The organism is Kribbella albertanoniae, from assembly GCF_004348455.1.
GTDB classification, from domain to species: Bacteria; Actinomycetota; Actinomycetes; order Propionibacteriales; family Kribbellaceae; genus Kribbella; species Kribbella albertanoniae.
Window position 1 is genome coordinate 1 of the sequence record NZ_SMKA01000088.1, and the last position, 21,398, is coordinate 21,398.

21 protein-coding genes are annotated in these 21,398 nt (G+C 68.0%); 12 read left to right on the top strand and 9 right to left on the bottom strand.

Features of this window, described 5'->3' with window-relative positions:
* The first annotated feature begins 318 nt into the window (after nucleotides 1–318).
* Nucleotides 319–894 (top strand): DM13 domain-containing protein, encoded by a 576-nt coding sequence (locus E1261_RS19875; protein WP_132408536.1) that lies wholly within the window; start codon nucleotides 319–321, stop codon nucleotides 892–894.
* 10 nt (nucleotides 895–904) lie between these two features.
* Nucleotides 905–1,375, top strand: a complete 471-nt coding sequence (locus tag E1261_RS19880) for a YbaK/EbsC family protein (RefSeq protein ID WP_132408538.1) — start codon at nucleotides 905–907, stop codon at nucleotides 1,373–1,375.
* A gap of 1 nt (nucleotide 1,376) precedes the next feature.
* On the opposite strand, the gene E1261_RS19885 is transcribed toward E1261_RS19880, so the two are convergent.
* Nucleotides 1,377–3,299, bottom strand: coding sequence for an N-acetylmuramoyl-L-alanine amidase (locus E1261_RS19885; protein ID WP_132408540.1), 1,923 nt, complete (start codon nucleotides 3,297–3,299; stop codon nucleotides 1,377–1,379).
* 158 nt (nucleotides 3,300–3,457) lie between these two features.
* On the opposite strand from E1261_RS19885, the gene E1261_RS19890 reads away from it, so the two are divergent.
* From E1261_RS19890 to E1261_RS19900, 3 genes are all read left to right on the top strand, one after another.
* Nucleotides 3,458–4,054 (top strand): DUF4126 domain-containing protein, encoded by a 597-nt coding sequence (locus E1261_RS19890; protein WP_238176319.1) that lies wholly within the window; start codon nucleotides 3,458–3,460, stop codon nucleotides 4,052–4,054.
* Nucleotides 4,054–5,361: a phytoene desaturase family protein gene (locus tag E1261_RS19895; protein ID WP_132408544.1), complete on the top strand. Its 1,308-nt coding sequence runs from the start codon at nucleotides 4,054–4,056 to the stop codon at nucleotides 5,359–5,361. Before E1261_RS19890 ends, E1261_RS19895 begins: the two co-directional genes overlap by 1 nt.
* A 91-nt stretch (nucleotides 5,362–5,452) precedes the next feature.
* Entirely contained in the window at nucleotides 5,453–7,663 is a 2,211-nt protein-coding gene (locus E1261_RS19900) for a HelD family protein (RefSeq protein WP_132408546.1), read from the top strand.
* 3 nt (nucleotides 7,664–7,666) lie between these two features.
* On the opposite strand, the gene E1261_RS19905 is transcribed toward E1261_RS19900, so the two are convergent.
* Together E1261_RS19905 and metF are read right to left on the bottom strand one after the other, a co-directional pair.
* The gene (locus tag E1261_RS19905; protein ID WP_132408548.1) at nucleotides 7,667–8,197 is read right to left on the bottom strand and encodes a SixA phosphatase family protein; all 531 of its coding nucleotides are present in this window, start codon (nucleotides 8,195–8,197) and stop codon (nucleotides 7,667–7,669) included.
* Between the two features lie 27 nt (nucleotides 8,198–8,224).
* Nucleotides 8,225–9,142, bottom strand: a complete 918-nt coding sequence (gene metF, locus E1261_RS19910) for a methylenetetrahydrofolate reductase [NAD(P)H] (protein WP_132408550.1) — start codon at nucleotides 9,140–9,142, stop codon at nucleotides 8,225–8,227.
* A gap of 57 nt (nucleotides 9,143–9,199) precedes the next feature.
* Between metF and E1261_RS19915 the strand changes: the two genes are divergently transcribed.
* Entirely contained in the window at nucleotides 9,200–10,270 is a 1,071-nt protein-coding gene (locus tag E1261_RS19915; protein WP_132408552.1) for a polyprenyl synthetase family protein, read from the top strand.
* Between the two features lie 22 nt (nucleotides 10,271–10,292).
* Complete coding sequence (locus E1261_RS19920; protein ID WP_132408554.1) at nucleotides 10,293–11,117, top strand: alpha/beta fold hydrolase; 825 nt, start codon at nucleotides 10,293–10,295, stop codon at nucleotides 11,115–11,117.
* Here E1261_RS19920 and E1261_RS19925 read toward each other — a convergent pair.
* From E1261_RS19925 to thiE, 3 genes are read right to left on the bottom strand one after another with little or no spacing between them, the layout of a single operon-like run.
* The gene (locus E1261_RS19925) at nucleotides 11,103–11,537 is read right to left on the bottom strand and encodes a barstar family protein (protein ID WP_132408556.1); all 435 of its coding nucleotides are present in this window, start codon (nucleotides 11,535–11,537) and stop codon (nucleotides 11,103–11,105) included. The two genes, E1261_RS19920 and E1261_RS19925, sit on opposite strands and share 15 nt — an antisense overlap.
* Nucleotides 11,534–11,956: a guanyl-specific ribonuclease gene (locus E1261_RS19930; RefSeq protein ID WP_238176320.1), complete on the bottom strand. Its 423-nt coding sequence runs from the start codon at nucleotides 11,954–11,956 to the stop codon at nucleotides 11,534–11,536. The genes E1261_RS19925 and E1261_RS19930 overlap by 4 nt, the downstream gene beginning before the upstream one ends.
* Nucleotides 11,953–12,600 carry a thiamine phosphate synthase gene (gene thiE / locus E1261_RS19935; RefSeq protein ID WP_132408558.1) on the bottom strand — a complete coding sequence of 216 codons (648 nt, stop codon included), beginning with the start codon at nucleotides 12,598–12,600 and terminating at the stop codon, nucleotides 11,953–11,955. The genes E1261_RS19930 and thiE overlap by 4 nt, the downstream gene beginning before the upstream one ends.
* A gap of 42 nt (nucleotides 12,601–12,642) precedes the next feature.
* Between thiE and thiO the strand changes: the two genes are divergently transcribed.
* From thiO to E1261_RS19960, 5 genes are all read left to right on the top strand, one after another.
* The gene (thiO, locus tag E1261_RS19940) at nucleotides 12,643–13,785 is read left to right on the top strand and encodes a glycine oxidase ThiO (protein ID WP_132408560.1); all 1,143 of its coding nucleotides are present in this window, start codon (nucleotides 12,643–12,645) and stop codon (nucleotides 13,783–13,785) included.
* A 110-nt stretch (nucleotides 13,786–13,895) separates the two neighbouring features.
* Nucleotides 13,896–14,879, top strand: coding sequence for a lytic transglycosylase (locus tag E1261_RS19945; RefSeq protein WP_132408562.1), 984 nt, complete (start codon nucleotides 13,896–13,898; stop codon nucleotides 14,877–14,879).
* A gap of 89 nt (nucleotides 14,880–14,968) precedes the next feature.
* Entirely contained in the window at nucleotides 14,969–16,921 is a 1,953-nt protein-coding gene (pknB, locus tag E1261_RS19950) for a Stk1 family PASTA domain-containing Ser/Thr kinase (RefSeq protein WP_132408564.1), read from the top strand.
* A gap of 39 nt (nucleotides 16,922–16,960) precedes the next feature.
* Entirely contained in the window at nucleotides 16,961–17,842 is an 882-nt protein-coding gene (locus E1261_RS19955) for a DMT family transporter (RefSeq protein WP_132408566.1), read from the top strand.
* Between the two features lie 8 nt (nucleotides 17,843–17,850).
* Nucleotides 17,851–19,032 (top strand): glycoside hydrolase family 15 protein, encoded by a 1,182-nt coding sequence (locus tag E1261_RS19960; RefSeq protein ID WP_132408568.1) that lies wholly within the window; start codon nucleotides 17,851–17,853, stop codon nucleotides 19,030–19,032.
* A gap of 1 nt (nucleotide 19,033) precedes the next feature.
* Here the strand turns inward: E1261_RS19960 and E1261_RS19965 are convergent, their stop codons facing one another.
* Genes E1261_RS19965 through E1261_RS19975 form a run of 3 tightly spaced genes read right to left on the bottom strand, consistent with a single transcriptional unit; the run spans nucleotide 19,034 to nucleotide 21,329 of the window.
* Complete coding sequence (locus tag E1261_RS19965; RefSeq protein WP_132408570.1) at nucleotides 19,034–20,104, bottom strand: glycoside hydrolase family 172 protein; 1,071 nt, start codon at nucleotides 20,102–20,104, stop codon at nucleotides 19,034–19,036.
* Nucleotides 20,105–20,154: 50 nt separating this feature from the next.
* The gene (locus E1261_RS19970) at nucleotides 20,155–20,667 is read right to left on the bottom strand and encodes a hypothetical protein (protein ID WP_132408572.1); all 513 of its coding nucleotides are present in this window, start codon (nucleotides 20,665–20,667) and stop codon (nucleotides 20,155–20,157) included.
* 26 nt (nucleotides 20,668–20,693) lie between these two features.
* Complete coding sequence (locus E1261_RS19975; RefSeq protein WP_132408574.1) at nucleotides 20,694–21,329, bottom strand: TetR/AcrR family transcriptional regulator; 636 nt, start codon at nucleotides 21,327–21,329, stop codon at nucleotides 20,694–20,696.
* Nucleotides 21,330–21,398 lie beyond the last annotated feature (69 nt).

Genomic DNA, 21,398 nt, shown 5'->3' on the forward strand with positions numbered 1-21,398 from the left:
TCGTGAGCGTCGCGTGGGCTCGGAGATGGGTATAAGGGGCAGGGGCCGGGGTGGGGGTCGAGGTCCACCACGGCACCCGGCCCACCGGGAGCACCGGATCCCGATGCGGCCGCAACTCCGCACCGGGGCCGTCCAGCTGCCCGGGTCACCTCCGGCCGGTCTCCCGACGAGGCCGGGCCGGAGGTAATCGAACATCTGTTCGAACACTGGAAGCGTAGCGTCGCCCGGCGGTAATCGTCAACGGGCCGTAAGCCCGGCGCGTCGCCGTGCGACCGATCCGGGCCACAGACTGGAGACACCGCACCGAGAGGACCGACGATGAAGCGAAAAGCACTGGCCGGAGCAGCGGCAGCCGTCGTGGCGGCGGCAGCGATCACCCTGCCGCTGTTCCAGCCGTGGCGGGTGTTCACCGACAAGGTCGTCGACGAGGCGCTGCCCAGCGCCTCCCCGACTGCGGCTCCGACTGCCGCTCCGATCTCCATACAGCCATCGTCGACCAAGCCACCGACAGTTTCGGTGGTCCCGCCGAAGGAGCCACCGGCCACCACCAAGGTCCTGGCCAAGGGCAGCCTGATCTCGCACGAACACGGCACCTCGGGCCAGGTCGCCGTACTGCAACTGCCCGACGGCTCCCGCGTCCTCCGCCTGGAGAACCTCGACACGTCGGACGGCCCGGACCTCAGAGTCTGGCTCAGTGACGCGGGGGTCGTGCCCGGACGGGCAGGCTGGCACGTGTTCGACGACGGCCGCTATCAGACGCTCGGTCGCCTGAAAGGCAACCACGGCAACCAGAACTACCCCATCCCGGCGAGCGTCGAGCTCAAGAACTTCCGGAGCGTTTCGATCTGGTGCGACCGATTTAATGTGTCCTTCGGGGCAGCGGCGCTCACATAGGCTTCGGAGGGTGAGTAATCATCCCAACGTCCAACGCGTCGCCGACGCACTCCACGCAGCCGGTGCGACCGGCGAGATCAAGATCCTGGACGAGGCGGTCCCGACCGCGGCCGCTGCGGCCGCGGAGCTCGGCTGCGAGGTCGGTGCGATCGCGAACAGCCTGATCTTCGACGGCGACGGCGCACCGGTCCTGATCCTGACCTCGGGCGCGCACCGGGTCGACACCGCGAAGGTGGCGGCCGAGCTCGGCGTCAGCAAGCTGCGGCGCGCCACACCGGAGTTCGTCAAGGAGCACACCGGTCAGTCGATCGGTGGAGTCGCTCCGGTCGGCCACCCCGGACCCGTGCCGACCTACGTCGACACGGCACTGCAGCAGTACGACGTGATCTGGGCGGCGGCCGGCATTCCGCACTCGGTGTTCCCGACGAGCTACACCGAACTGCTTGAGCTCACCGGAGCCACCCAGATCACCGTCAACTGAGTCAGAACGCCGGCTTGATGTCCACGTCGGCGGCCCGGACGTAGAACATGCGGTGCCCGAACCAGATCTGGTAGTACCGGTCCTTACCGAGCACCTGCACGTGGTCGGTCGGCGTGTTCGTGTCGAACGTGACGGCCCGGTAGTAGTCGGTCTCGATGGACCCGTCGCTCAGCGGGTAGGACTGACCCTCACCGATCGAGTACTGCAACGGCGTGACGGTCTGGTACGGAATACCTTCCGGGTACGCCGCCTGCTCCGGGTAGGCCCGTCCGTACACCGGCACCGACGTCTTGCCGGCCTTCGGCGTCACCACGACACCCGGCTTCGCAAAGGCGTCCGGTGCCGACTTCGGGCTCTTGAACCAGCCCTTCGCGCCCAGGTACCAGACGGCCAGCCAATCGCCCTGGCGTTCAGCCACGACGTACTGCGCGCCGGCGGCGACCCGTGCGCTGTGGTCCCAGGTCGCGGTGGTGCCGGGCGAGCCGTCCTTGTGCAGACCGAGGTCTGTGACCAGCGGAGCGCTCTCGTCCGGCGCCTGGCGCAGGTAGACGAAGTTGGTGCCCTGCGTCGGGCACGGCACCCCCGCACCGCTGCAGCCGGTCACGACCTGCGCGTTGCCCGAGAAGCCGGGCTTGATGGTCACGATCGAGCCGACCTTGGCCGGAAAGATCGAGTGCCCGTAGATCGGCGCACCGAGCAGGTCGAAGTAGTGCTCCCAGTCCCAGTAGGGGCCCGGGTCCCAGTGCATGCCGCCGACAGTGGTGGGCAGTGTGCCCGGCACCTGGTCGTGGCCGATGATGTGTGCGCGGTCGAGCGGGATGTTGTTCTTCGCGGCCAGGTACTTCACCAGCTTGGCCGAGTTGCGGTACATCGCCTCGGTGTACCAGGTGGCGCCCTGAGCGGCGAAGCCCTCGTGCTCGATACCGATGCTGTGCATGTTCACGTACCAGTTGCCTGCGTGCCAGGCCACGTCCTTCGCCTTCACGTGCTGCCATGTGTGGCCGTCGGACGAGCGCATCGTGTACTGCCAACTCACGTAGTTCGGGTCCTGCACCATGTTCAGGGTGCCCTGCCAGCCACCCTCGGTGTCGTGAATGATGATGTAGTCGATCTTGCCGGTCTTCGGCCGGTTCGCGAGGTCGTGGTTGCCGTAGTCGCCGGCACCGGCACCTGTCTTCTCGTACGGCGCGGGCAGCCACTCACACCCCAGTGAGGCCGGGCACTCGACGTCGGAGTTCGCCTGCTTCACACCGGTCGGCAGTGCCAGCTTGCTCGCCTGGGACTTGTCCGGCGCCACACTGACCGGCGGCATCGCGATGCGCTGCCCCGTGTTCGTCGTACGGGCCGCACCGCGCGCCATGATCGAGTAGACGTCATCGGCAAAGCCTGTTGCACCTGCGCGGTCCGCAGCCTCGGCGTACGACGCCACTGCGCCGTACCACTGGGCTGCAGAGGTGTCGGCGCCCACCGGAAGGCCGAGCGACCGCTGGTACGACGCCAGCAGGGCAGCGCCACCGGAGATGTTGGCGGCGGTGTCCGTGCGCAGCGCAACCGGGTCCAGCCCGGTCAGCTGGGACGCCTTGTACAGCGTGCGCAGCGACTCCACCTTGCCGATCTTCTGCTTGCCTGACAGGTCCACGAGCCTGCTCGCGTCGACAGCAGTCAGGTGCATCGGGCCATAGCCGCCCGACGAGCTCGATGCGCCCTGGTGGTCGTCCCACCGGCTCTCCGCGTACGAGACGGCCAAGAGCACCGACTCCGGTACGCCGTACTTCGCAGCGGCCGCACCGAACGCCGACGCTGCCGTACTGCTCGCATCCGGCGGTGCGGCAGCAGCCGGTGGACCACCGGACGACACGCCGGTCACGGTGATCGGCAACGCTACCGCCGCGAGTGCGGCGAGAATCTTCGAACGACGCAGCATGTTGTTTTCTCCTGACCCGAGGGCGGGGGCTGCCGGTCACACAGGCTGGCAGTCTGATCACTGTTAGTCGAGGCGACCCGCGCTGTCAACGGTTTACCAAGACTCGCCCTTCAGGGGTTCGATTCTGACGAAAAGGTAGGCCGGTGGAAGCATTACCGTTGGCGTTCACAGCGGGCTGGGCCAGTGGGGTCAACGCCTACGCGTGCGTGCTGATTCTCGGTCTGCTCGGCCGGTTCGCCGGGGCCGAGGACGTGCCTACCGCGCTGACCAGCAACGGCGTGCTGATCGCTGCCGCGGTCCTGTTCGCGTTCGAGTTCGTCGCGGACAAGATCCCGTACATCGACTCGGCCTGGGACGCGATCTCGACCGTGATCCGGCCGACCGTCGGCGCGATCATCGCGGCCCTGATGTCCGGCGAGGCCGGCACGCTGCAGCAGGCAGCGATCGTCGCCACCGGCGGCCTCACCGCACTGCTGTCGCATGCCGTGAAATCCAGTCTGCGGCTCGCCATCAACACCTCCCCCGAGCCCGTCACCAACATCGCCGCGTCGTCCGGTGAGGACGTTGCCGTCGCCGGCGTGATGTCGCTGGCCGCGTTCCATCCGGAGATCGCCCTCATCATCGCCGCCGTACTGCTGCTGCTCGGACTCATCGGCGTGTACGTCGCCTTCCGGTTCATCCGGCGTGGCTGGGAGCGGTTCAAGGCCTGGCGCGACAAACGCAGTGATCCGGCAACCGGGAGCAGTGCTGTCTGATGGCCGAAGTGATTGTCATCGGGGCCGGCCTCGCCGGTCTCGCCAGTGCGGTGCGGCTGGCCAAGCTGGGCCATAGCGTCACCATCTGCGAGCAGGACGAGCGGCTGGGCGGAGTCCTCGGCCGCATCGAGGCGGACGGTTTCCAGTGGGACGCCGGAGCCGCCAGTACGACGCTCCCGGCGGCTCTGCGGGATTTGTTCCGGAAGAGTGGTCGCCCGATCGAGAGTCTGGTTCAGCTCGAGCCTGTGCTCGAGTCACGTCGGCACATGTTTGCTGACGGCTCGGTGCTCGACCTGCCGCTGAGCGACCGTGCCACCCAGAGCGATGCCTGGACTGACCTGGCCGGCGCACAGGTAGCGCAGCAGTGGACCGATCTGGTCGACGGCTACGGCGACACCTGGCAGTTACTGCGCAAGACGTCGCTCGAACCGCCGTTGGAGAACAAGCTCCCCTTCAGCGCAGTCCGCGCGCTCAAGCCGTGGCAGTCGCTGGAGAAGGTCGCCCAGCGGCAACTGTCCGACGAGCGAGCCCGCGCCGTACTGCGGCACTTCGCTGCCCAGGGCGGATCGGATGCGACGCTCACCCCGGGCTACGTCGGCGTGTGGTCGTACCTGGAGCGCACTTTCGGCAGGTGGACTGTCCCGGGCGGATTCGGCGCTCTTGCGGACGCACTGGTGCAGCGAGCCAGCGAACGTAAGGTCACCGTCCGCACCAACGCCGAAGTGGTCGCCGTGACCACCAACGGCGGCGCTGTGACCGGTGTGCGACTCGCTGACGGTGAGGTGCTGACCGCGGACATCGTGGTCAGCGACATCGACCCCCGCGACCTCTACGGGCGGTTGGTCGACGACTCCGCCGCCAAGAAGGTGCGCAAGCGCGTCCTGGCGACCCACCAGGCCCAGGCGGCGTACGTCGTACACCTCGGTCTGCAGGAGCCCCTACCGGCGCTGCCCTTCGAGACTGTCCTGCACGGTACGCCGACCGTCGTGGTCCGCACGGGCGGTCAGGCACCGGCTGGACACCAAGCGTGGTCGGTCCTCGTCCACGGCTACCCGACGGACGACGTACTGGACCTGCTGGTCGCCCGTGGCCTGCACATCCGGGACAAGGTGGTCTCCCGCCAGGTGTCCCCGTCCTGGTGGGCCGGAGTGGCCTGGGAGGGCTACCGCACCGCCCGCCGCCGAGCTGGCAACGTCTCCCCCGTCAAAGGCCTGTACTGCGTCGGAGCCGGCGCCCACCCCGGATCCGGCGTACCCGCGACCACTCTGGGCGCCGCCATAGTCGCTGACGCCATCGGGAAGGCATGAGCCCCGTCTGGGGTTGATAAACACCGCGCACTAAGATTGGACGTTCCTGTGTTTCGTGTCGGGGCGGTGCCCGGCAGTAGAGAGGATCTCGGTGGATCAAACCCCCCTGCCAGCGCACGACGACAACGTCGAGCGGGCTGAGCTGGCGGCTGAGCAACAGCACGTTGACCTGGTGTACGACCGGGTCGACGTAGCGGCTCGATCGGCATCCCGCATTGCTGTAGACGGTCATGCGCGGGCCCAGGCCCAGAACGTGGGCCGGGTTCGTGAGGAGGAGCAGACCGGTTTGTACGAGCGGGACGTGCTGGTGTTCGCCGCCGCCCGCCGGATTGCCGAACTGGACGCGGAGCACGAGGGCCTGGTCTTCGGGCGGCTCGACTCCGACAAAGGCGACGACCAGCCGGCCGCTACGGCTGCCAGCGAGCTCGAGAGCCTGTACGTCGGCCGGATCGGGGTGCGCGACGCCGAGTACGAGCCACTGGTGATCGACTGGCGGGCACCTGCGGCCGAGCCGTTCTACCGGGCGACCGGGACGGATCGGCTGAAGGTCGTCCGACGCCGCGTCCTGCGGAACAAGGGTCCACGCATCATCGGGATCGAGGACGACCTGCTCGCGCCGGAGCGCGCACCGGAGGACCTGCCGGTGATGGGCGAGGGCGCTCTGATGGCGTCACTGTCGCGGGCGCGTGGTCACACGATGCGTGACATCGTCGCCACCATCCAGGCCGAGCAGGACCGCGCCATCCGCGCACCTGCCCGTGGAGTCACCGTGATCGGCGGTGGGCCGGGCACTGGTAAGACCGTGGTCGCCCTGCACCGTGCGGCGTTCCTGCTGTACAGCGACCGCCGGCGGTTCGAGCGTGGCGGCGTACTGGTGGTCGGCCCGTCGGCGGCGTTCATGGCCTACATCGAGCGCGTTCTGCCGAGCCTTGGTGAGAACACGGTCTCTCTGCGCGCTGTGGGCGAGCTGGTCGACGGTGTGAAGGCCACTGCGGTCGACGACGCCGATGCGGCCGCAATCAAGGGCTCGCTGCGGATGCGCGGCGTACTGTCGCGTGCTGCGCGGGACCGGGTGCCGAATGCACCGACCACGCTGCGGGTCTTCATTGGTGGTGCCACTGTCGAGGTGGACACCAACCAACTGGACAACGTCCGCCGGAATGCTCTGCGTCGCACTCCGCGCAACCGAGCCGGGGCCGAGGCCCGCAAGGGTCTGGTGGCCGCGCTGTGGCAGCGGTTCCCGGAGGACCTTCGCACTGGTGTGTACGGCGACCGTGAGGCGTTCGGTGACCGCGTCACCGACACTCCGGCGTTCCGGACGTTCTTCAACCAGTGGTGGCCGGTGCTGACGCCCGAGGCTGTACTGCGCTGGCTCGGCGACCCACGCCGGTTGCAGCGCTGGGCCCGCAACGAGCTGACGCCGGTCGAGATCGAGACGCTGGCCGCGGCGATCCGTAGTACGGCTGACTTCACCGTCGCCGACGTTGCGTTGCTCGACGAGCTCAGCACGTATCTGGGCCACCCGCCGGTCCAGGAGTCCCGGGACGAAGAGTTCGACTGGCTGGAAGGTCTGTCGGACGGTGTGAACGAGGTGCTGACCACCTCCGAGCGCCGGGCGCGTGCCGCGGCGGCCAGGGATGCCGAGGAGCCGGACGACTACGCGCACGTCCTGGTGGACGAGGCGCAGGACCTCTCCCCCATGCAGTGGCGGATGGTCACCCGACGCGGTCCGCAGGCCAGCTGGACGATCGTCGGCGACCCGGCGCAGAGCTCCTGGCCGGACCCGGACGAGGCCCGCGCGGCGATGGACTCGATGTTGTCGCACCTGCAGCGGCACAGCTTCCGGCTGTCCACCAACTACCGCAACTCGGCCGAGATCTACGCGTTCGCCGGTGAGGTGATCCGGCAGACCCTGCCGGATGCCGACCTGCCGAACGCGGTCCGCGAGACTGGGATCGAGCCGGAGCACCGGATCTTCGACGCCAGCAAGATCTCGGAGGCCGCGGGTGACGCGGCAGCCGAGCTCCTGCAGCTCGTCGAAGGCACAGTCGGTGTCATCGTGACGCCCACCCAGCGTCCGGCCGTGGAGCGAGTGCTGGCCGAGATCGGAGACCCCCGGGTCGTCGCCCTCACCCCCTTGGAGTCCAAGGGCCTTGAGTACGACGCTGTCGTGGTGGTGGAGCCGGACCGGATCGTCAGCGAGACGCTGGGCGGCGTTCGGGCCCTGTACGTCGTTCTGACTCGCGCAACCCAGCGCATGGTGACGGTGAACAGCACAACCCACTGGCTGCCCAGTAAGTAGCGTTCAGCCGCGGGGGACGACGTACGACACCAGGTCTGCGTCGTCCGCCGACAGGTCTGCCCAGCGGCAGGTCAGGTGCAGGACGGTGAGCCCGGACGTCGGGTACTTCTGGGTGAGCTGGACGCGTTCCGGGCTGGTCCCGTCCAGGGCCAGCTCGTCGGCCAGCCACGGGATGCCCGGTGCGTGCCCGACCATGATCACGGTGCGGGCCTCGGCCGGTGCCTCGCGGATGACGTCGAGGAGCTCGACCGTGTCGGCGTTGTAGATCTGCCGGTCGTACCAGACGTCCGTGGCGGTCGCACCGGCCTCGGCGGCGTACTGCCAAGTCTCCCGGGTGCGCTGCGACGGTGAGCACATGACCAGGTCCGCTTCGATGCCCTGGGCAACGAGGTACCGGCCGGCCGCGGCGGCGTCCGCACGGCCGCGGTCCGCGAGCGGCCGCTGCAGGTCCGGCATCGACTCCGGCGGCACAGCCTTGGAGTGCCGGAGCAGGACGAGGGTGCGATCGACCAGCAGGTCGGACGGGTCAGCCATCAGCCCAGGATAGGGCCCCGACCTTGCTCAGGAGGCGACGTGGCTGCCCAGGTTCTGGAAGACCTGCCGGGTCGCCGTCGAGCGGTTCAGAGTGATGAAGTGGATCCCCGGCGCACCACCGGCGAGCAGTTGCTCGCACAGCTCGGTCGCGATCTCCACTCCGACCTGCCGCACCGCAGCCGGGTCGGCCTCGACCGCCAGCAGGCGGTCGGTGACAGGCTTGGGCAACGCCATCCCGGTCAGCTCGGCCATCCGCTGGATCTGCTTGATGTTGGTCACCGGCATGATGCCCGGCAGCACCGGGATGTCACAGCCGAGCGCAGCGGCCCGGTCGACCAGGCGGAAGTAGTCATCCGCACCGAAGAACATCTGGGTGATGGCGTAGTCCGCACCGGCCTGTGCCTTGGCCGCGAGCACCTGAGCATCCGCCTCCAGCGATGAGGCTTCCGGGTGCTTGTCCGGGAAGGCCGCCACTCCGACACAGAAGTCGCCCAGCTCACGAATCAGCTCGACCAATTCGACAGCGTGGTTCAGCCCTTGGGGGTGCGCGACCCACGGCTGGTTCGGACCGCCGGGCGGGTCTCCGCGCAGTGCCAGCATGTTCCGTACGCCGGAGCCGGCGTACGCACCGATCACCGAACGCAGCTCGTCCCGGGAGTGCGAGACGCAGGTCAGGTGCCCGATCGGCGTCAGCGACGTGTCCTGCGCGACGCGCTCGGTGACGCGGATAGTCCCGTCCCGGGTGGTTCCGCCAGCGCCGTACGTGATCGAGACGAAGGTGGGGCGCAGCTGCTCGATCTCGCGCAGTGAGCGCCACAGCACCTCCTCGGCCTCCGGAGTCTTCGGTGGGAAGAACTCGAAGGAGAAGGAACGGCTTCCGCTGGCCAGCAGCTCACGGACAGTCGGAGTACTGCCGGGGAGTGTGGAGGGAAGTCCGTTTGCCATGCGCCAAGGTTACCCGCGCCGTCGGCGTCGGCGCAGCGACCGACTACGCTCCGAGACGTGTATGGCGAAGTGGACATCCCCGTCGAGGTCCAGCGCGCGCTGACCAGCTTCCTGGACCTTCAGCAGCAGCGGCTGACGGCCATCGGGCCGGAGCTGGCCGAGGTCGTGCAGGCCGCTCGGGACGCGACCAGCGGCGGCAAGCGGCTGCGACCGGCGTTCTGCTACTGGGGCTTCCGTGCCGCCGGCGGTGACCCGGCCCAGCCGATCCTGGCTGCGGCAGCCAGCCTGGAGATGCTGCATGTCAGCGCTCTGGTTCATGACGACGTCATGGACTCCTCTGATGTACGGCGTGGCGCCCCGGCCGCGCACCGCCAGTTCGAAGCGCTGCAGCGCGCCCGGTCGGAGGCATCCGGCCGTGGTGGCGATCCTGTGAACTTCGGCGTCGGTGCGGCGATTCTGCTCGGCGATCTGTGCCTCATCTGGGCAGACGAGCTGCTGCACACCTCCGGCTTCGACGCGGCCGCACTGGCGCGCGCATCCCGCTTCTTCGACTCAGTGCGCGTCGAGGTGACCGCAGGGCAGTACCTGGACCTCGTTGCCCAGGCCAGTGGCGAGTCCGACATGGACCTGGCACTACGCGTCCTGCGCTACAAGGCCGCGACCTACACGGTCGAGCGCCCGCTCCACGTCGGCGCAGCACTCGCCGGCTGCGACCAACGGCTCATCGACGCGCTCTCGTCGTACGGACAGCCGATCGGCGAGGCCTTCCAGCTACGCGACGACCTACTCGGCGTCTTCGGCGACCCAGCCCTCACCGGCAAGCCCGCCGGCGACGACCTCCGCGAAGGCAAACGCACCGTCCTGGTCGCCTACGCCGTCGACCACGCCTCCGAAGTCCAGCTAGCCGAGTTCGACCGCCTCTTCGGCCGCCCCGACCTCGACGCCGACGAAATCCAGCTCCTCCGCGAGATCCTCCAGGACTCCCGCGCCGTACAAGCCTGCGAAGACCTCATCACCGAACGCACCGAAGACGCCCTGGACGCCCTGGACCGCGCCCCCCTGTCCGACGACACTGCCCGAAAGGGCCTGACCGACCTCGCCATCGCCGCAACATCCCGAGTGCTCTGACTTTCGCACCTAGTCTGCTGGGATGTACTTCAAGTCCGCAGCAGGTCGTGACGCTGTCCACGAGCAGTACCGTGCGTTGCTGGCCGAATGGCCGGTATCGAATGAGCAGCACCTGGTGCCCACGGCTTCAGGTGACACCTTCGTCGTCAGCTGCGGGCCGGTAGACGCACCGCCGCTCGTGCTGCTGCACGGCTCGGCCAGTACGTCGCTCGACTGGGTGGATGACGTCTCGGCCTGGTCGGCGCACTATCGCGTGCACGCGGTCGATCTGCTCGGTGATCCGGGTCTGAGTGCGCAGGTGCGACCGGAGCTCGATTCCGACGACCACGCGGCCTGGCTGGACGCCGTACTCGAAGGGCTCGGCATCCAAGACTCGGTTCTGATGGTCGGGAGTTCGCTGGGTGGCTGGATCGCGACCGACTATGCGATCCGGCGACCGCACAAGGTCCGCAAGCTCGCACTGCTGAGTCCTTCGGGCATCGGCCGGCAGAAGTCGCTCATCTATCTGCCGGCGATCTTCCTGTTGCCGTGGGGACGGTGGGGCGTCCTGCAGACGATGCGGTTGGTCGCCGGGCCGCTACCGGCCAAGAGGCGCGGAGACACCGGCGAGTTCGCGTTGCTGGTGCATAAGCACTTCCAGCCCAGGCGCGTGCAGCTACCCATCTTCACCGCCGACCAGCTGAGCCGGCTCAACCTGCTGGTGATCGTTGGTGGGCGTGACCGGATGCTCGACTCGCAGGAGACCGCACGGCGACTGCCGAAGGCGACAGTCGTCCTGCGGGACGCGGGGCACGTGCTGCCGAGCCAAACCGACCGTGTGCTCAGCTGGTTACTAAAGGACAGGTAGTGCGCTAAGTAGGGCTGGCGACTCTGCCTTTGGGGGCTCGTGGATGAGGAAGCGGAGTTGGCCGGAGTTGGTGGTGTCTTCGGTGAAGATCTGGAGGGCTACGTCTACTGTGTCGTGGTCGTGCTCCAGCAGGTGTTCCAGGCCGGTCCACAGGACGATTTCGGGTTCGCCGGTGGAGCGGTCGCTGAGGGAGTCGGCTAGGGCGTCCCAGTTGCGGCCGAACCAGCGGGGGAAGTCGAAGGCGGTCGCACAGAGGTCGAGGAAGCCTGCTTTGTCGTGGATGTCGGTGGTGTCCAGCAGGACGAAGTCCCAGCCTGCTGCGGACACCTCACGCCGTACGTCGTCGGTGCTGCGACTGGACTGCCAGCGGTAGACGCCGGGGCGCAGGCCCTCGGTCAGTAGGGCACGCAGGTCGGTCATCCGTTGTCCTCCGCGATCCGGCGGAACGATGCATAGTGGTCGTCGGTGTAGTAGCGCTCGTCGCTCTTGCCGGTCACGATCCGGCGGGCGCCGCGGTCCCGCTCCCCCGGCGTCTTCACGGTGTACTCGTGGTAGTAGCCGTTGCTCTGCTTGGGCAGGAGCTTCTCGCGGTTGCCGAAGACCACACCGTCGCGGTTGTACGGGTACGGGCCGCCCTGGTCGATCAGATTCAGCGTGTCCTGCGCCTCCTTCGGCAGCTCGCCCACAGCGACGAAGCGCAGCCCACTGACCGGATCGACGCTCGGCGTCGACGAGGGCGTCTTGGCCGGCGCGCAGCCGAACAACGAGGCAGCCAGCGTGATCACCAGCATCGCGATCAGCACGATCGCGACGATGCGGACGGTCTTCGGGTTCGTCACCCCAGACCCCGCAGTCGCCGGCTGAACTCAGCAGCGGCCGCACCTGGGTCGTCAGCCGCGGTGATCGCCCGTACGACGACCACTCGGGTCGCACCGGCTGCCACGACCTCGTCCAGCCGCTCGAGATCGATACCGCCGATCGCGAACCAGGGCTTTGATTGCTGACGGCTTGCAGCGTACGAAACCAGCTCCAGCCCGGCGGCCTGGCGACCCGGCTTGGTCGGCGTCTCCCACGTCGGGCCGACACAGAAGTAGTCCGACCCGTGCTCAGCCACAGCAGCGTTCACCTGGCTGAAGGTGTGACAGGACCGCCCGACGATCGGATCCGACCCAATGACACCCCGAGCCGCCTGCACCGGCAGGTCGCGTTGCCCCAGGTGCAGTACGTCGGCTCCGGCCGCGAACGCGATGTCCGCCCGGTCGTTCACCGCCAGCAGCTTGCCGTGCCGCCGACAGGCAGCCGCGAACACCTCCAGCGCCGCAAGCTCGTCCGCAGCCTCCATCTCCTTCTGACGGAGCTGCACGATGTCGACGCCGCCTGCCAGCGCGGCGTCCAGGAACTGTTCGAGGTCGCCCTGCTTCTCGCGCGCATCTGTACACAAGTACAGGTGGGCGTCCTGCAGGCGGTCCGTGGACTCAGTCACACGACACAGCCTGCCATGCCGCACCGGACGTAGGGTGACGGCATGCCTGAGCACACGTCCGATGTGGTGGTGATTGGCGGCGGGCTGATCGGTCTGGCGACCGCCTGGCAGCTGGCCGTGGACGGTCTGCAGGTGACGATCTGCGACCCGACGCCGGGCGAACAGACCTCCATAGTCGCCGCCGGCATGCTCGCCCCGGTCACAGAGGTCGAGTACGGCGAGGACGACCTGCTCGCGCTCAACCTGGCCGGTGTCGACGCCTGGCCCGCTTTCGCCGCACGGCTCGAGGAAGCGACCGGTCTGTCCGCCGGACTGCACCAGACCGGCACCCTGTCGGTCGCGTACGACGTCGACGACGCAGCCGAGCTCCGCCGACTAGCGGAGTACCAGCGCAACCTCGGACTGGCCGTAGAGGTGCTGTCCGGCCGCGAGGCCCGCAAACGCGAGCCCCTGTTGGCCAACGGAGTCTCCGGCGGCGTCTGGGTCCCCGGTGACCACTCCGTCGACAACCGGCAGGCAGTCACCGCTCTCCTCCGCGCAGTCGAGGTCTCCGGCGTCACTGTGATCCGCCAGAGCGTCTCCCACGTCATCACCGCCGGTACGACGGCAATCGGCGTACAGCTCGCGGACGGGACCGCCGTACATGCTGCTCAGGTGATTGCCGCGACCGGACCGTGGTCGGCACAACTGAAAGGCGTGCCCGCTGAATTGCGTGCCCCGGTGCGCCCGGTCAAAGGTGAAGTACTGCGGCTGCGCGTCCCCGAGGCATATCGCCCGGCGCTCAAACACACGGTCCGCGCCACCGCCCGCGGATTCTCGGTCTATTTGGTCCCCCGGCCCGGTGGCGAACTGGTGGTCGGTGCCACGAGCAACGAGCTCGGCTACGACACCAGGGTGCTCGCCGGCGGCGTGTTCGCTTTGTTGCGCGATGCAAGGACCGTGCTGCCGGTCACCGACGAACTCGAACTGGTGGAGACGATCGCCGGACTCCGGCCGGCCACCCCGGACAACGCACCGATCCTCGGCCCGTCCGGGCTCGATGGGTTGCTCTGGGCAACTGGTCACTACCGCAACGGCGTGCTGCTGACCCCGATCACGGCAGCGATCATCGCCGAGACCGTCCGCACCGGCGTTCTCCCGGATCTCGGTAAACCCTTTTTACGGAGCCGTTTCGGTCAGTTCTGAGCTAACAATATAAACATTGAGTTACAGGCGTAACAATCACCCCATTCGCCTCTGTTGTCACATCCGTACCAGCACTTACGGTCAAGTGACGTGACACGGGGAGATGGACCATGCGAAATGTCGTACGCGTACTGACCGGAATCGCAGTACCGGTGCTGGCTGCCGGGGTGATCACCGCCGGGTCGCCGGGCTTCGGCGCCTACACGGTGAAGAGCGGTGACACGCTCAGTCACATCGCCAACCGCTACGGGACCAGCGTCCGGACACTGGTCACGCTGAACAAGCTCCCGGGCAACGGCAACGCCATCTACGCCGGCGAGGTCCTGAAACTGCCCGGAGCCACCAAGGCCGCGCCCAAGAGCCGGACGGCCGCCAAGACGCCGGGCAAGCGCTCCCAGCTCCGGATGAGCCGGTACGTCGTCAAACCGGGTGACACGATCTCCAAGATCGCCAAGCGCTTCCGATGCTCGCAGGCCAACCTGCTGGCCGCCAACCGGATGCGGGCCAGCGACCGCATCTTCGCGGGCAAGAGCCTGCGGGTGCCGGTGAAGCTCAAGGCAACAGCACCCAAGAAGAGCACCAGGAAGAAGACGAAGAACAACACCTTCGCCGGCCGCACCTACGCCGACCACATCGTCGCCCAGGCCGACCGCAACCGGGCCACCCTGAAGAAGCGCAAGCACCCCACCCGCGCGCAGATGCGCACGCTGATCGTCGCGACAGCCAAGCGGTACGGCGTCGATCCGGAGCTGGCGCTCGCGGTGAGCTGGCAGGAGTCCGGCTGGAAGCAGCGCGTGGTCTCCCCCGCCAACGCCATCGGAGCGATGCAGGTGATCCCGTCGACCGGACGGTTCTCCTCGGGCATCGTCGGTCGCGACCTGGACCTGCTGAAGGCCCAGGACAACGTCACAGCCGGTGTGGTGCTGCTGGACCGGCTGACCGGTGCCGCGAAGCTGGACATCGCCGTAGCGGGCTACTACCAGGGTCTGGGCGGAGTCCGGCGTAACGGGATGTACCCCGACACCAAGCTCTACGTGAAGAGCGTGCTGCGCCTGAAGGGCCAGTTCGAGAAGGGCTGGAACCCCCTCAAGTGACTGCTTGAGCGGTGCGCCTGGCGCGGTCGACCTGGAGCCTTATCTACACTCTCTGAAGCAGAGGTAGCTTGAGAGGCGGCTCACCAGCAGTGACGGATGACGTGGACACGCAGGTAGGCGACCGCCTCGTCGGGCGTGTGCTCGACGGTCGCTACCGCGTGGGTGCACGGGTCGCCAGAGGCGGCATGGCCACCGTCTACCAGGCGCTGGACATGCGACTGGACCGGATCGTCGCGCTCAAGATCATGCACGACGGTCTCGGTGACGACGCCCAGTTCGCCCGCCGCTTCGTCGCCGAGGCCCGGGCCGCCGCCAAGCTCTCGCATCCGAACGTGGTCGCAGTGTTCGACCAGGGCGACGACAACGGCACCCTGTTCCTGGCCATGGAGTACATCCCCGGCCGCACGCTGCGTGACCTGATCCGCGAGCACGCACCGCTCTCACCGGCCCGGGCGCTCGACCTGTTGGCGCCGATCCTGTCCGCACTGTCCGCTGCGCACGACGCCGGCATCGTTCACCGCGACATCAAGCCGGAGAACGTTCTGCTCTCCGACAGCGGCACCGTGAAGGTCGCCGACTTCGGTCTGGCGCGTGCGGTCAGCGCCACCGGCAACACCGCGACTCAGGGCTTGCTGATGGGCACGGTCTCCTACCTGGCCCCCGAGCTGGTGACCGACGGCAGTGCGGACGCCCGCTCCGACGTGTACTCGTCCGGCATCCTCCTTTACGAGCTGCTGACGGGTAACAAGCCACACAGCGGTGATACCCCAATCCAGGTCGCTTACGCACACGTGCACGCCGACGTGCCCGCACCGTCCCTCGTGCAGCCGAGCATCCCGCCGTACGTCGATGCGCTCGTGCAGCGTGCCACCGCCCGGCAGCGCGACCTCCGCCCGGCCGATGCGCGCGTACTGAGCCGTCAGGTCCGTCGGGTGCGCAGTGCCCTCGAAGAGGGCCTGCCGGACGACCCTGAGCTGACCGGCGACCTGACCGTGCCGATCCAGCAGATCCGGCAGGACAGCGACTACGACGACGGCTACACGCGCGAGGTCACCCCGGTGACGCCGGTGAGCGCGCTCAGGCACGAGACGATCGTCGTACCGGTGGAGCACGGCCGCCCTACCGGTCAGCCAGTACAGCGCAAACCTGTACGGCGGCGGCCCAGCCGCGGGCTGATCGCGCTCATCATCATCCTGCTGGCAGCCGTCGGTATCGGCACCTCGGCCTGGTACTACGGCGTCCACCGCTACACGACCGCACCGAATCTCGTGAAGCTGACTCCGGCCGCGGCTTCGGTCGAAGCGCAGAAGGTGCAGCTGCGGACCACACTGGCCAACCAGGACTTCTCCGAGGACGTCCCCAAGGGACAGGTGATGTCCACCGACCCCAGGCCGGGTGAGCGGATCCGCAAGGACGGCGAGATTCAGCTGACCGTCTCCAAGGGACCGGAGCGGTATCGCATGCCCCAGCTCGCCGGTCTGGATCTGGACGCCGCCAACGGGGCACTGGCATCGATCAAGCTGGTGCAAGGCCAGATCAACGAGCAGTACAACGAGAAAGTGCCAGCCGGCCGGGTGGTTGCCTTCTACCCCCGATTCGACATGGTCGTGGCGCCCAACACCGCGGTCAACTTCGTGGTGAGCAAGGGCAAGAAGCCGATCGCGGTCCCCGACTTCACCGGCAAGAACTATCGCGAGGCCAACAAGACACTGCGCAAACTCGGGTTCATCGTCAACCGCACCGAGCAGTACGACGCCAAGGTGCCCGAGGGCGCTGTGATCAGCCAGACCCCGCGAGGCGGCACGCTCTACGCCAAGGACAAGGTGCAGGTCGTCGTCTCCAAGGGTCCGCCGCTGGTCGAGGTACCGAATGTGAAACGCAAGTCGGTCGCCGACGCCGAGCGGATCCTCAAGGCTGCCGGATTCCAGGTGAAGATCGAGAAGGCTGCACTGAACATCGGCCTCAACATCGTCGCCGCCCAGAACCCCGGCGCCGGTCAGAAGGTCCGGCCGGGCAGCACCATCACCATCACAGTCCTCTAAGTTTTGGTCGCCACCCGGCCGGGGTGATTAGCTGTCCGCGTGAATCGCTCGCGCCTTGCCGTACTGGCGCTGCTCGCCGTGGCGGCGGCGTGGGGATCGACGTTCTTCCTCACCAAGGACCTGCTCACCAGGATGGACGTCGCCGATTACCTGGCGTTGCGCTTCCTGATCGCGGCCGTCGCGCTGGTGCTGATCTACCCGTCGGCGATCGGCCGGCTGAGCCGGTTGGACCGTGGCCGGGCCGTTGCCCTGGGCATCACCTACGGCATCGCCCAGCTGGTGCAGACCGAAGGACTGCGGCACACCGACGCGAGCGTTTCCGGCTTCGTCACTGGCATGTACGTCGTCTTCACCCCACTGCTCGCTGCGGTCATCCTGCGCCACAAGCTCGGCCGCTGGGCCTGGGCGGCTGTGGCTCTGGCCACAGTCGGCCTCGGTGTACTGGCGCTGCGCGGCTTCAGCATGGGTCCCGGTGAGCTGCTCACGCTGGCGTCCGCCGGCCTGTATGCCTTGCACATCATCGGTCTGGGCGCCTGGTCCACCCCGGAGAACGCCTTCGGGCTGTCTGCGCTCCAGATGGTCGTGATCACCTGCGTCTGCGCGGTGGGCGCCATCCCTGGCGGGTTCTCGGTCCCCAGCAACACCACGGACTGGATCAGCGTGATCTACATGGCTCTGATCGCCGGTGCGCTCGCACTGATCGTGCAGACCTGGGCGCAGGCCCATCTGACGCCCACCCGGGCTGCGATCGCGATGACGATGGAGCCGGTGTTCGCCTCGTCGTTCGCAGTGCTGTTCGGCACCGAGAGTGTGACCTGGCGGATGCTGATCGGTGGTGCACTGGTCCTGTCAGCGATGTTCCTGGTCGAGCTGGCACCCCGGCGGAAGTTCGAAGCCGAAGTGCAGCACCTCGCCCAATAGGGGGTTCGATGCGGGACAACAGCGCGCGGCGGGTCCGGTGGTTCCCCACCGCGGCGATCGCCGTTCTGCTGGCTGTCCTGGCCGGTGGCGGCGCGCTGAACCTCGACCACTACCCACAGCCCGGCCTGGTGGCCGACGGAGTACCGCATCGCTCCGGCGGACCACACCGGGACCTCCGTGCACAGGCCCTCGCCGATCTGGACGCCCTCACGCTGCCCAGTGGTGCCACGCTGGCCGGTTGGGACGGCCCCTGGCGCTACGTCTGGCCACGAGACGCGTCGTTCGTTGCAGCGGCCCGCTGCGCGGTCGGCCAGTACGCCGAAGCCGCGCGCGTGCTCGACTTCCTGGACCGGATCAAACCGACCGAGGGGCGCTGGGAGGCCCGGTACCTCGAGTCCGGCCGACCAGTCGCCGACGGCCGCGAGGCACAGCTCGACGGCTCCGGCTGGGTACCCTGGGCCACGTGGTTCTGCGGCAGCGGCGACCGGCATTGGGAGATGGTCCGGGAGTCCGCCGACCAGATCACCCGTGAGCTCAGGGCGAACGGCCTGCCCGGTCCGTCACCCGACTACTGGGAGCGGCCCGAGTCCGAGGTCACACTGGGCACGGTCGCACCTCTGCTGACCGGACTGCGTGCTGCGATCCGGATCGCCACCGAACTCGGCCACACCGCCGAGGCGGACCGCTGGCAGGCCGCGCTCAACACGTTGTCCACGGCAACCGAGCGCCGCTTCGCACCGGACTTTCCGCGCACCCCGCCGTACGCGGAGAGCTTTTTGGAACCCGGACTGCCGCCGGCCCGGCTAGGTGGTGGCGCCGACGCGATCGTCACCGTCCTGGGCCCACCGTTCGCTCCGGAGCGAGAGCTGGTCAGCCAGGCCATCACCAACGCCCGCGCGGCCCTGACCCAACCGAACGGCGGCCAGGACCCCGGCGAGGAGTGGCGGGCGGACGGTGTCTCGTGGACGCCGCAGACCGCGATGTTCGCGCTCAGCGCGGCGGCTCGCGGCGACCGCGCCACGGCTGCGGAGATCCTGAGCTGGCTCGATCACTACCGCACACCGAGCGGAAGCCTGCCGGAGAAGGTCAACCGCGACCACCAGCCCGCCGGCGAGGCTCCCCTGGGCTGGACCGCCGCCCTGGTCGTCCTCGCCGGTCAGGCGCTCGAGAAGCCCCTACCGATCCCGTAACTCAACAGATCTCCATCACATCGTGCTCAGGTGCGGCAGGACGCGCCGTACTGGTCTCGGCCGAGTAGAAGAACGCAGTCGACGCAATGTCGTCCTGCAGCGGCAGATAGCGCCCACCCGACCGCCAGCCAAGCGCCTGTACGTCGGCACGCAGCGTGGAGCGAAAGCGGATCGGATCCGGCAGGTGGAACCGGTACATGCCGAACCGCTGCTGACTCGCGTACTGCCCGTCCGGCCGGATCACCTGCGGCATCCCGAGGTACGGCGTACTGAACTCGGTGTACCCACCCAGATGCGGTACGTCGAAGTTCCACGCGCCACCGAAGTAGTCCTCCGTACCGGTACCGCAGATCGTCGGAAACTCCTCGTCCCCATCCAGATAGAACTTCACCTCGCCCTCCCCCCACCAGCCACTGCTGTTGACGCCCCACGCGAGGTAGGTGCCCACGTAGTGCCCCGGGCCCTCCACACCGTCCAGCAGCGTGTGCACCGTCGCAGCCGCCAACGGGTTGCTCCGCCGCCACTGCGCATGCAGGTACGCCGACTTGTCCGGTACGGCGCCCAGCCAGTAGTCCACCTGGAAATAGACGACCACCGCCTCGTCGTGCGTGTTCTCCAGCGTCAGAGTGGCCTGGGACTGGAACGGCATCTCCCAGTAGCAGTTGAAGCCGCCGTTCGGGTTCACAGCGACTGGGAGCGAGTTCACCTGAGCGAACTTGCCCCAACCGGAGCAGAAGAAGTCCCCGACCGGTGTCTCGATCGCCGGAGCCTCGTCGCCGTCCCAGTGCGCCCGCAGCACCAGCCGACGCCAGTGGTCCACGTGAGTGGTCAGCCAGATGTGGGTGATCGCGCCGGACCCGGTGATGTCGGCCAGCGTGGCGGTCTCCCCCGGGCCGATCTCGATCGACGGAGACACCTTCCAGCCCTGACCGAGGTCGCGGGCCGCGTGGGCACCGGTCCCCTCGGTCCGCCGACCGCCCTGACCCGGCTCACCGGTCGGGTTCTCCGCACTGATGGAGCGCGTCTCGACATCCACGAGCGCGCTGATTCCGGACAGGTTCCCAAGAGTCATAGAGCGACCCTAGGCGATGAGAAATCGATTGCCCAGCCCCATGGCGGCAATCAGCAGGGCCGAACCTTCGCCTCCAGCCCGACAAAGCTCAGGCAGGCCCACGGCCGCCCGCGGGACGGATCGGCCCGCACGATGAGCGGAAAGCGGTCGGCACCCCGCGGCGGGATCTCCGGACTGCCCACCGCACCACCACGAGCTGCCGCAGCCGCCTTGACGTCGTCAGGAGAGGCCGCCGACGCCGCAGCCTTCTCGGCAGCATTCTGAGCGTCCGTCGCGACCTGCAGGGCGAAGTCGATCTCCGGCGGACTCGCCCAGGTCGTAGTTGTCACCGGAAACACCACCCCGAACATCGCCAGTCCCACCGCGACAATGATGCGCCGCAACCGCCGCTGCTGGGCGGTAGCCAGCAACGCCGCGCAGCACAGGGCCAGCCCCAGCGTCAGCCCGCGCAGGATCCAGTGCCGATCCAGTCGTGAATCCACCGCCAGCGCGGAGGCCAACGCCACCACGACACAGAAACCACCCGCAGCAAACGCCTGCACCCGCGAAGAGACCGCAACCATGCCGCAGACGATAGACGGCGACCAGGCTAAACCCGCCAGCGGTCGGTCAGCTCGCCCGAACTGGGCGGCGGACCGGGGAGCTCCGGCCCGCCGCCCGGTTGCTCACCGGAACGACGCATCGCCTCCAGCACCAGCGTCAGATACCGATGGCGCAACTGGTTGGTCCGCGCCTCGTCACCGAGTTTGATCGAGGTGATCTGCTCGAGAATCATCGCGAAGTCCTCCACCACGATGCCCGGCCGCAGGTGCTCCTTCGTGCGCTCATAGACGGCCTGATTCAGCTCACCGGCCCGTACGGCGGCCTCGAACAACTCGGGAGTGGGCGTGAACGTGCCCGCCAGCCGCTGGGTGAGCGAGTTGGTGTCGGCATCGACGAGCGCATGCAGGAACGCCTCGAAGGCGGTCCAGGGATCCCGGTCGTCGGCCAGCGCCTTCTCCGACTCGGCGATGTAGCGCGCGAGCCCGTCGGTGCACAGCTTGCGCAGCAACTCCTCCTTGCTCGCATACCGCCGGTACAGCGCACTGATCCCGACGCCGGCCTGCTCGGCCACGGCGGCGATCGGCGCACCGGGATCGGCGATGAAGACCGCTCGGGCCGCCGCCAGGATCACTTCGTCGTTCCGGGCCGCCTGCGCCTGGCGGCCACTCAGAGCTTTCGTCATGTCACCCAGATTAGCACTTGAACGGAATGCTCCGTTCCGCTAGTGTTTGGAACAGAATAGTTCGTTCCG

Excerpts from the sequence above, each read along its gene's own strand:
- E1261_RS19875 (WP_132408536.1), top strand. The coding sequence starts at position 319 with ATGAAGCGAAAAGCACTGGCCGGAGCAGCGGCAGCCGTCGTGGCGGCG.
- E1261_RS19885 (WP_132408540.1), bottom strand. The coding sequence starts at position 3,299 with ATGCTGCGTCGTTCGAAGATTCTCGCCGCACTCGCGGCGGTAGCGTTG.
- E1261_RS19895 (WP_132408544.1), top strand. The coding sequence starts at position 4,054 with ATGGCCGAAGTGATTGTCATCGGGGCCGGCCTCGCCGGTCTCGCCAGT.
- E1261_RS19905 (WP_132408548.1), bottom strand. The coding sequence starts at position 8,197 with ATGGCTGACCCGTCCGACCTGCTGGTCGATCGCACCCTCGTCCTGCTC.
- metF (WP_132408550.1), bottom strand. The coding sequence starts at position 9,142 with ATGGCAAACGGACTTCCCTCCACACTCCCCGGCAGTACTCCGACTGTC.
- E1261_RS19920 (WP_132408554.1), top strand. The coding sequence starts at position 10,293 with ATGTACTTCAAGTCCGCAGCAGGTCGTGACGCTGTCCACGAGCAGTAC.
- E1261_RS19925 (WP_132408556.1), bottom strand. The coding sequence starts at position 11,537 with ATGACCGACCTGCGTGCCCTACTGACCGAGGGCCTGCGCCCCGGCGTC.
- thiO (WP_132408560.1), top strand. The coding sequence starts at position 12,643 with ATGCCTGAGCACACGTCCGATGTGGTGGTGATTGGCGGCGGGCTGATC.
- E1261_RS19945 (WP_132408562.1), top strand. The coding sequence starts at position 13,896 with ATGCGAAATGTCGTACGCGTACTGACCGGAATCGCAGTACCGGTGCTG.
- E1261_RS19960 (WP_132408568.1), top strand. The coding sequence starts at position 17,851 with ATGCGGGACAACAGCGCGCGGCGGGTCCGGTGGTTCCCCACCGCGGCG.
- E1261_RS19965 (WP_132408570.1), bottom strand. The coding sequence starts at position 20,104 with ATGACTCTTGGGAACCTGTCCGGAATCAGCGCGCTCGTGGATGTCGAG.
- E1261_RS19970 (WP_132408572.1), bottom strand. The coding sequence starts at position 20,667 with ATGGTTGCGGTCTCTTCGCGGGTGCAGGCGTTTGCTGCGGGTGGTTTC.
- E1261_RS19975 (WP_132408574.1), bottom strand. The coding sequence starts at position 21,329 with ATGACGAAAGCTCTGAGTGGCCGCCAGGCGCAGGCGGCCCGGAACGAC.